This is a genomic window from Nocardia sp. NPDC050408, from assembly GCF_044458905.1.
Classification (GTDB): domain Bacteria; phylum Actinomycetota; class Actinomycetes; order Mycobacteriales; family Mycobacteriaceae; genus Nocardia.
This window is the reverse complement of the sequence record NZ_JBITIL010000046.1, coordinates 1-8,048: the sequence shown is the minus strand read 5'-3', so window position 1 is coordinate 8,048 and position 8,048 is coordinate 1. Positions and strand designations below refer to the sequence as shown.

The following is an 8,048-nucleotide window of genomic DNA, read 5'->3' as shown; positions in this document are numbered from 1 at the left end:
CGCCATGGGCTTGCTTGAGCCGGATGCATGGAAATCGTGCACGTCCGGTTCTGAGGGGGGCCGGGCGCAGCAATGCGCCCGGCCTACCCGGCAATACCGCACATCGCCGCCCGGCCGGCCCGCGCCCTCCACAAGTCGCAGACCACGCTGGATCAGCGCCTGCCCACTCACGGACGCGGCCGGATGTTGCCGTGCGCTGTGCTCCACGTCTGTTACAGGACGCTCACGTAGTTTCCGTAACGACCGTTCAGGGCGTCCTTTGCGGCGTCGGCGACGATCTGGCGGCTGTCTTGCGAGCATCGGCTGAGAAACGCACGTACGCGAGGCCCGGACCAACCGGCTGCTGCGACCGCCGGCCAATACGGCAAGGACTTACGGTTGAGATCGCGAAAATGGGCCTCGGCGTAGTCGAGGACATCGGCGACTGCGGGGAGCAACACAGCACCGGATTCACGAAATATCGGCCAGATCCCCAATGCTGACCCACTCCGATCGGCCTCCAATCGGGGTGGAATCGCAACGCCGACCGGCGGCGAACATCCGCTCGTGCCGCTGACGCGTGATCGGTGGCGGTCGAGAGCGCTGGAGGCAATAGAACCGTGACCGAGACGCAGGCCGCCACACCGTCGCCTTCGATCGCCTACTGCGCCGTGACCGCGCGGGTGTTTTGGAGTCGGCGTGGATCGGCCTCATTTCGGCGGCGGCACTGACGAATTCGTCGAGTATCCACATCTCGGCTCGGCTCGGCCCGCCGAAGGACTCACCGGACGCGAGGAGCAGTCGCCCGGCACATGAGCCCGCCCCCGCGCCGATGGACACCTTGCTACTCGTGCGGCCCTGACCGCGCAGGGCAGCAACGCGCCGCGGAGAAGCCCACCCCCCAACTGGACGAGATCTATATCGGGTGGCCTGGGCGTACCACTGCTGCGAGGCACCGCAGCCCGTCTGCGAGGGCGATTCGCTGGTCGGCGGTGAGGCGTTCGGTGAGAGAGGTTTCATAATCGAGCAAGTCGCGGACTATCCGCTCGATCAGCTCATGACCCTTGCGAGTCAGGGTGACCAGGATCCCGCGCCGAGATGCGGTGGTCGGCTCGCGCGTGATCAAGCCTGCGGTCTCGGCGCGGGCCAGGCGTTGCGAGATGGCGCCAGCGGTCACCAGGCTGCGGGCGGTGAGCTGACGGGTGGTGAGCTGGTAGGGCGTGCCGGCCCGGCGGAGCGTACTAAGCAGGTCGAGGGTGGATTCATCGATGTCGAGTCGAGCCAAGGTGCGCTGGCGCTCATCGCTCAGGAACTTGGCCACTCGCCACAGTGGCGTGATGACCTCGATGGATTCGGTGCGGGCACCCGGTAATTCGCGTTGCCAGGCGGCGGCGATCTGTTCCGTCGTCGGCACTGTGTCGATCGTTGCGCTCGACATCCAGTTCTCTCCTTCATGTATATTTAGTGCTAAATGTAAACGAAGGAGGATATCGATGGCCAGAACAATCGTGATTACCGGCGGTAGTCGGGGGCTTGGACGGCAGGTGGCGCAGCGCTTCTCCGAATCGGGAGAGCACGTGGTGATCACTGGCCGTTCGGACCGGGTCCGGGAAACTGCTGCCGCGCTGGGGGTCGTCGGGATCGAATGTGACGCGAGCGAGCCCGCGAGCGTCGAGGCCTTCGCTGAGCAGTTCGGTGGCGGCGTGGACGTGCTGGTGAATATGGCCGGCGGCAACGCCGATCTCGTCGGTCCCACACCGGGGTCTTTGAAGGACCTTGCGGCGCAATGGAATACCAACCTAGCAGCGAATCTGCTCACCGCTGTGCTGACCACCGCGGCCCTGCGCGACCACCTCCGCCCGGGAGGGGCGGTGATCAATGTCGGTTCGATCGGCGCCGAGTACGCCTCGACCTCCTACGGTGCGGCCAAGGCCGCCCTGGCGGCTTGGTCGGCGGGCCTTTCGGCCGAGTTGGGGCAAACAGAAATAACAGTCAACGTCGTTTCGCCCGGCTACATCGAGGATACAGACTTCTTCCAGGGCAAACTCACCGACGAACGCCGTGCTCAGCTCATCGCAGCGACCCACGACAAACGCCCCGGGCGTCCCGACGATGTGGCCGGTCTCGTCGAATTCCTGGCCTCCCCGCATGCCCGCCACATCACCGGCCAGACGATCCATCTGAACGGCGGCGCCTACACCACCCGCTGAGCAGCGATTACCGCTTGCCGCGGGCCCAATTAGTGAGAACCGAAATCATCGAACCCCGTGACCGAGGATCGTGTCGGTATCGGAGTACGGATGCTCGTGTACCAGGGGCCTGGTTTGACCAGTTCGTCCAGACGTCAACGATGCAGCCGTAATCAGCCTCGGCCCATCTACCGTTCCGGCGCAGTCTTAAGTAGCCGATTAGGTTGCGGCGGCGCCGCCGGGACTCGGGTCACCTCGCGGTGACCGGAGCGGGGGCCTGCCGGTGTGGGGTGCGCGTCCTTATCGCTATGCGGATCGCCTTCCACCGGTTGTGGGCCGCTGGGCGCGAGTGGTGCCAGGCTCGCGGTGCCGGCCCGACTGCTTGCGGGTGGTTCTCGGCGCGAAATCTTGCACGGTTTCGCGGCGGCGTGTCCCCTCCGGCCAGTCGTGTTCGTCGGGTAGGTGTCGGTGAAATTCGAGCTTGGAGGAGAGTCATGCGGTACGCATTGCTGATCAACGAGTTGCCCGGTGTGTTCGAGGCCCTAGGTGCCGCCGAGCAGGAGTCGGTGTCCGCCGAGTACATCGCGATCAGGTCGGACCCGCGGGTGGTGGACGGTGCTCATCTCGCGCCCGCACACACCGCGTCGACAGTGCGGGTGAAGGAGGGTGATGCGCTGGTGACCGACGGGCCGTTCGCCGACACCAAGGAGGTGTTCGGTGGGTATTTCCTGGTCGAGGCCGATGATCTGGACGCCGCGATCGAGGTCGCCACGAAGATCCCGGCTGCGCGGCTCGGTGGATCGGTGGAGATCCGGCCGATCGTGAAGGCGTGATCGACGAGGTATTCCGCGCCGAGTGGGGGCGTGTATTCGCCTACCTGAGTGGCTTCCTCGGCGATGTCGATCTCGCCGAGGAAGCCACTCAGGAGGCTTTCGCGATTGCTGCGGAGAAATGGCCGGTCGATGGCGTGCCGGACAATCCGGGCGCGTGGTTGACCACGACCGCCCGCCGCCGGGCAATCGACCGGCTACGCCGCGACCGTGCCTTCGTGGCCAAGGCGACCCTGTTCGCCGCGCCCGAGGCCGAGGAGGCCGACATGGTCGAGACTGCGATCGGCGACGAACGGCTCGAGCTGGTGTTCATGTGCTGCCACCCTGCGCTCGCGGTCGATGCGCAGGTGGCACTGACACTGCGGGCACTGGGTGGCCTGTCCACCGAGGAGATCGCCCAGGCATTCCTGGTCGCACCGAGCGCCATGAAACGGCGATTGACCCGGGCCAAGGCCAAGATCAAGCTGGCGGGAATTCCGTTCCGGGTGCCACCGGATCATGCACTGCCCGAGCGCGTCGGCGCGGTGCTGAAGGTGATCTACCTGATCTTCAACGAAGGATACGGCGGACGGGACGAACTGGCCGATGAGGCCGTGCGATTAGGCAGGATGCTGGCCACGCTGATGCCCGACGAGCCGGAAGTGCTCGGGTTGCTTGCGCTCATGGTGTGCCACCACGCCCGGCGCTCCGCACGTCACCGCGAGGGCGAGATCGTTCTGCTGGACCAGCAGGACCGTACCGAGTGGGACAGTGCGCTGATCGCGGAAGGTCGAGCTCTGCTCGATCGGGCCATCGCGCGGTCCCGCGGTCCCTACGTCGTACAAGCCGCGATTGCTGTCCTGCACACCGAACCCGAAACCGATTGGGCGCAGGTGGCCGCCCTCTACCTCGAATTGGTCCGGCTCACGGGTTCACCGGTGGCCGAGCTCAACCGTGCGGTCGCGGTCGCACAGGCAGGCGCACCACAGGCAGCATTGCGCATCACCGAGGCGTTGGGTCTGGACAATTACCCGTACCTGCATTCGACACGTGCCGAACTACTGCGTCGGCTCGGTCATCCCGAGGAGGCCATCGCCGCCTACCGGCGAGCACTCGAACTCCTCACCACCGAGCCGGAACGCCGCCTCCTGCGTAGACGCATAGCCGACCTGGAGCAATGAGAATTGCATCGTCTGTTGGCCGCACGTCACAGTAGACCGGGCCGATAGTCACGGACCAGATCAAACGTCAACACATACCGCCCGGTCGTTCGATCTAGTCAAAACCTTGCCCCGCAAGAGATTTGCGGGCCCCACTCACACATGGCGAGGAGCGTGCCTCGTCGGCTTCGTAGCGGGTACGGTCGCCACATGGCTCTTCTCGTGCAGTCGGCAGATACTGCCGACCGCACGGTGGTGCGATTGCTGCGCGTAGCGGTGGGTGGTCCCCGGTCCCGGCTGGCCTCGGCCGTCGAGAACTACAGCGAAAGTCCGGCTGTGGTCCTGCTGTCCGTTACCGACGGCGACAAAGATCATCGCGGAGACCGATCACGACGGTCTCGAGTTCTTCCAGGCTGTTCACTGCACTATCGCTGGGCAAGAATTACCCGGGGGTTGATCGATTCATACTGAGGTGTCATCCGCCTCGTTCGGGTAGATAATCAGTCGATTCAGCGGATGACGTCTACGGGAGTGTGGTGTCTCTGCGACGTAACAGCCAGCGCCGGATTTCGTCCGCACCCCATATGATCACCGGGAAGGGTGCGACGAAGGCGAGCATGTCCGGGGTGAGCGCTGCCGTGCCGAGTAGGTGTTGAACCGGCGGAAAATAGATGATCACGGCCGCGAGCGCGAGTTCGAACGCGATACCCCACAACAGAAGTGGGTTGGACAGCACGCCGATCGAGCGCAGCGAGGCCCGTTCGGTGCGGGCCGCGAACGCGGTGCCGATCTGACCGGCGACGAGGCCGAAGAAGGTCATCGTGGTGGCCTGCAGGTAGGCGTGGTGCAGTGGCGTACCGGGGCCGGTGGGATCGCCCGGATGCCATCCCGCGCCCAGCAGGACATAGAAGAAACCCGCCATGCCCAGTGCCGCAGCGATCGCACCGAGAAACAGCCAGGCGCGCAGCACCATCGGAATTCGGATGATCGATTCGGTGCGCCGCCGAGGCGGTCGGCGCATGAGACCGGGCTCGGCCGGTTCGCGACCCAGTGCGAGCGCGGGCAGGGTTTCGGTGCCGACATCGATGGCCAGCAGCTGTAAAACGGTCAGCGGCAAGGGGATCGCACCACCTGAGAGCGCGAACACGATGAACGGGGTCACCTCGGGCGTCGCGTGAGCGAAGATGTAGAAGATGAACTTGCGAATGTTGTCGTAGACCCGCCGCCCGGCCTCGATCGCCGCGGCGATGGTGGCGAAGTTGTCGTCGGTGAGGACCATGGTGGAGGCCTCGCGGGCCACATCCGTGCCGGAGCGGCCCATCGCGATACCGATATCGGCGCGACGCAGGGCGGGCGCGTCGTTGACGCCGTCACCGGTCATCGCCACCACATGGCCGGTATCGCGAAGTGCGTCCGCGACACGGAGTTTCGCCTCGGGCGAGGATCGCGCGAAGATCAGCTCGGGCGTCGTGGAAAGCAGTGCGTCCAGGTCGGCTTCGCTCATCCGGTCGAGCTGCTCGCCGGTCACCACGACCGGTTCGCCGCGGATGATCCCTACCTGGGCGGCGATGGTCGCTGCGGTCAGGCCGTGGTCGCCGGTGATGACGATGATGCGGATTCCTGCGCTGTGGCACGTTGTGACGGCATCGGCGACCTCGGCGCGGGGCGGGTCCGTCATCGCGACAAGTCCGAGCAACACCAGTTGCTGTTCGGCGTGTTCGCGCACCGTGGGCACGGTATCGGTCGGCAGGCGGCGTTCGGCGACCGCGAGCACCCGAAGTCCTTGCCGTGCTTGCGTATCCACCAGCTCAACAAGCGTTGCGCGCCGGGCGGGATGCATCGGTCGCGGGTGGCCGTCGCCATCGAGTTCGGCGGTGCACAGCGGCAGCACTGTTTCGGGTGCGCCCTTCGTGTGCACCCAGATGCCGTCACTCGAGCTGTCGATCGTCGACATACGTTTCCACGCTGGCTCGAAGTGAAACTGCTTCTGCCGCAGACGTTGCCGGTCGTCAGGGTCCGTATGCGCACCCAGTGCTGCACCGGCGATGAGGATGGCGGTTTCGGTCGGATCACCCAGCGCCCTTCCGGTCTGATCGAAGCGGGCGTTGTTGCAGGCGATCATCGCGGCGGCCAGTCGAGTGAGCGTCGAGTCGGCAGTGGGCGGTGCGTGCGGTCGGAGCTCGTGCGGCCCGGTCGACGTATGGATCACGGTGACCTGCATCCGGTTCTCGGTGAGCGTGCCGGTCTTGTCGGTGCAGATCACATCGGTCGACCCGAGGGTCTCCACTGCGCTGAGCCGTTTCACGACCGCACCGCGTCGCGCCAGGTCGCGGACGCCGATCGCCAACGCCAAGGTGATCGTCGGCAGCAGGCCCTCCGGGACATTGCCCACCAGGAGCCCGACCGCGAAGACCACCGCGTTGAGCAGCGACAGCCCGGCGCCTATGGTGGCGAGCGGTACGAATGCCGCTCCGAGCAGCAGCGAAACCAAGGCGATCAGCCAGGCGACGCGGCGCACTTGATGTTCGAGCGGGCTCTCCTCACGCCCGACCCGTTCCGACAGGGCCGCGATGCGGCCGAGCTCGGTATGCATGCCGGTGGCGAAGACGACTGCGTGCGCGTCACCGCCGGTGCATGCCGTCCCGCTGAAGACGATGTCCTGTGCCTGGGCGAGCGGCACACCGGTGTCCGGGGCTTCGGCCGAACGGAACACCGGCAGCGATTCTCCCGTCAGTTCGGATAGATCGACCTCGACACCGCCCTCGAGCAGGCGGGCGTCGGCCGAGATCCGGTCGCCTTCCTGGATCACCAGCACATCGCCGGGCACCACATCGACGGCATCGATCTGGGTGATCTCCCTGTCCCGCATCAGCGTCGCTCGCGCTGGTAGGTACGCCGCGAGTAACTCCACTGCTCGCTCGGCATGCCGCTCTTGGATAAACGCGAATCCCGCGTTGATCACGATGACGACGACCACGGCGATGGCCACTGGTTCGATGCCGACCAGCCAGGCCAGGCCCGCAGCTGCCCAGAGCAGCAGTGCCAGCGGATGGGTGAACTGCGCCAGTAGCTCGCGCGGCCAGGTCCGTGCGCCCCGTCGACGCAGTGCGTTGGGGCCGACGTGGATCAGCCGACGCTGCGCCTCACGGCCGGTCAGCCCGGATCGAGAGCTGTGCAGATCGCGAAGTAGCAGCTCTATCCGCTCCGTCGGATCGAGCAGCATTCCGGATGTTACGTCGGCCTGCTCGGCGGCGACCGCAGTAGCACTGTCCACTGATGGCGAAACTGGTCTGTTCATAGGGATCAGTGCGGTCGGGCGTCGATGACGGGGATGTCGGCGGCGGGCAGGACCGCTTGGCCGGCCGAGCCGAGCGTCATCGCCGCGTCGGCACACAAGCCGTCGGTCAGCACGGCGACGGCCTGGCGGACATCGGTTGTGCGGCTGTTGATCACGATGATCGCCACGACGTCACCGGGGTTCCACGCGGCCGTTGTGGACCCCCACCTCATAGCTGGTGTCGTCGGCGTCGAGGCTGTCGGTGATGACGCGCGACCACCCCTGGGCTTTGTATACAGCGGGTGTGAAGGGGTCGTCGAGGTGGGGCATGATGTCCTCCTCGGGGCTGGCACCGGGTGAATCGGGGGCGGCATACTGCTCAGCCTGAGGTGCGCGCGGCGAGAGCCCAAGGGTCCAAAGGTGGTGTCCAGCGGGGCGATGGTCCTCGCACAGAGTTCTTGCAGGGCAGTGCTAGATTCCGGGTGTCGAGATGCTGCGCGGGCCGGTGCGAATGCGCCTGTTCATTCCTCCATATGCGCTGGGTTGAGCTTCGTGGCCAGTACAGCGGCTTGGGTGCGTCGTTCGACGCCGAGCTTGGTCAACAGCCGGGAGACATAGTTCTTTACGGTCTTCT

At 65.7% G+C, this 8,048-nt stretch carries 8 protein-coding genes; 3 read left to right on the top strand and 5 right to left on the bottom strand.

All coding sequences use genetic code 11. The features are described from left to right. Positions 1-895: 895 nt before the first annotated feature. Positions 896-1,417 carry a MarR family winged helix-turn-helix transcriptional regulator gene (locus tag ACIBJI_RS42400; protein ID WP_397088831.1) on the bottom strand — a complete coding sequence of 174 codons (522 nt, stop codon included), beginning with the start codon at positions 1,415-1,417 and terminating at the stop codon, positions 896-898. Positions 1,418-1,472: 55 nt separating this feature from the next. Between ACIBJI_RS42400 and ACIBJI_RS42395 the strand changes: the two genes are divergently transcribed. The 3 genes from ACIBJI_RS42395 (at position 1,473) to ACIBJI_RS42385 (ending at position 4,158) form a co-directional block, all read left to right on the top strand. Beyond that, a complete protein-coding gene (locus ACIBJI_RS42395) occupies positions 1,473-2,189 on the top strand; it encodes an SDR family NAD(P)-dependent oxidoreductase (protein WP_397088829.1) in 717 nt (238 codons plus the stop codon). Between the two features lie 473 nt (positions 2,190-2,662). Beyond that, positions 2,663-3,001, top strand: a complete 339-nt coding sequence (locus ACIBJI_RS42390) for a YciI family protein (protein ID WP_364359915.1) — start codon at positions 2,663-2,665, stop codon at positions 2,999-3,001. Then, the gene (locus tag ACIBJI_RS42385; protein WP_364359918.1) at positions 2,998-4,158 is read left to right on the top strand and encodes a sigma-70 family RNA polymerase sigma factor; all 1,161 of its coding nucleotides are present in this window, start codon (positions 2,998-3,000) and stop codon (positions 4,156-4,158) included. Before ACIBJI_RS42390 ends, ACIBJI_RS42385 begins: the two co-directional genes overlap by 4 nt. Before the next feature lie 502 nt (positions 4,159-4,660). On the opposite strand, the gene ACIBJI_RS42380 is transcribed toward ACIBJI_RS42385, so the two are convergent. The 4 genes from ACIBJI_RS42380 to ACIBJI_RS42365 all read right to left on the bottom strand — a co-directional run. Continuing rightward, positions 4,661-7,411, bottom strand: coding sequence for a cation-transporting P-type ATPase (locus tag ACIBJI_RS42380; protein WP_364359921.1), 2,751 nt, complete (start codon positions 7,409-7,411; stop codon positions 4,661-4,663). A gap of 29 nt (positions 7,412-7,440) precedes the next feature. After that, complete coding sequence (locus ACIBJI_RS42375; protein WP_396959052.1) at positions 7,441-7,602, bottom strand: hypothetical protein; 162 nt, start codon at positions 7,600-7,602, stop codon at positions 7,441-7,443. Positions 7,603-7,606: 4 nt separating this feature from the next. Then, positions 7,607-7,744, bottom strand: coding sequence for a hypothetical protein (locus ACIBJI_RS42370; protein WP_364359927.1), 138 nt, complete (start codon positions 7,742-7,744; stop codon positions 7,607-7,609). Positions 7,745-7,935: 191 nt separating this feature from the next. Then, positions 7,936-8,048: LuxR C-terminal-related transcriptional regulator (locus tag ACIBJI_RS42365; RefSeq protein WP_364359929.1), on the bottom strand; the 113-nt coding region annotated here is incomplete at its 5' end.

Coding starts and splice junctions, on each gene's coding strand:
- ACIBJI_RS42400 (WP_397088831.1), bottom strand. CDS start 1,417: ATGTCGAGCGCAACGATCGACACAGTGCCGACGACGGAACAGATCGCC.
- ACIBJI_RS42395 (WP_397088829.1), top strand. CDS start 1,473: ATGGCCAGAACAATCGTGATTACCGGCGGTAGTCGGGGGCTTGGACGG.
- ACIBJI_RS42390 (WP_364359915.1), top strand. CDS start 2,663: ATGCGGTACGCATTGCTGATCAACGAGTTGCCCGGTGTGTTCGAGGCC.
- ACIBJI_RS42370 (WP_364359927.1), bottom strand. CDS start 7,744: ATGCCCCACCTCGACGACCCCTTCACACCCGCTGTATACAAAGCCCAG.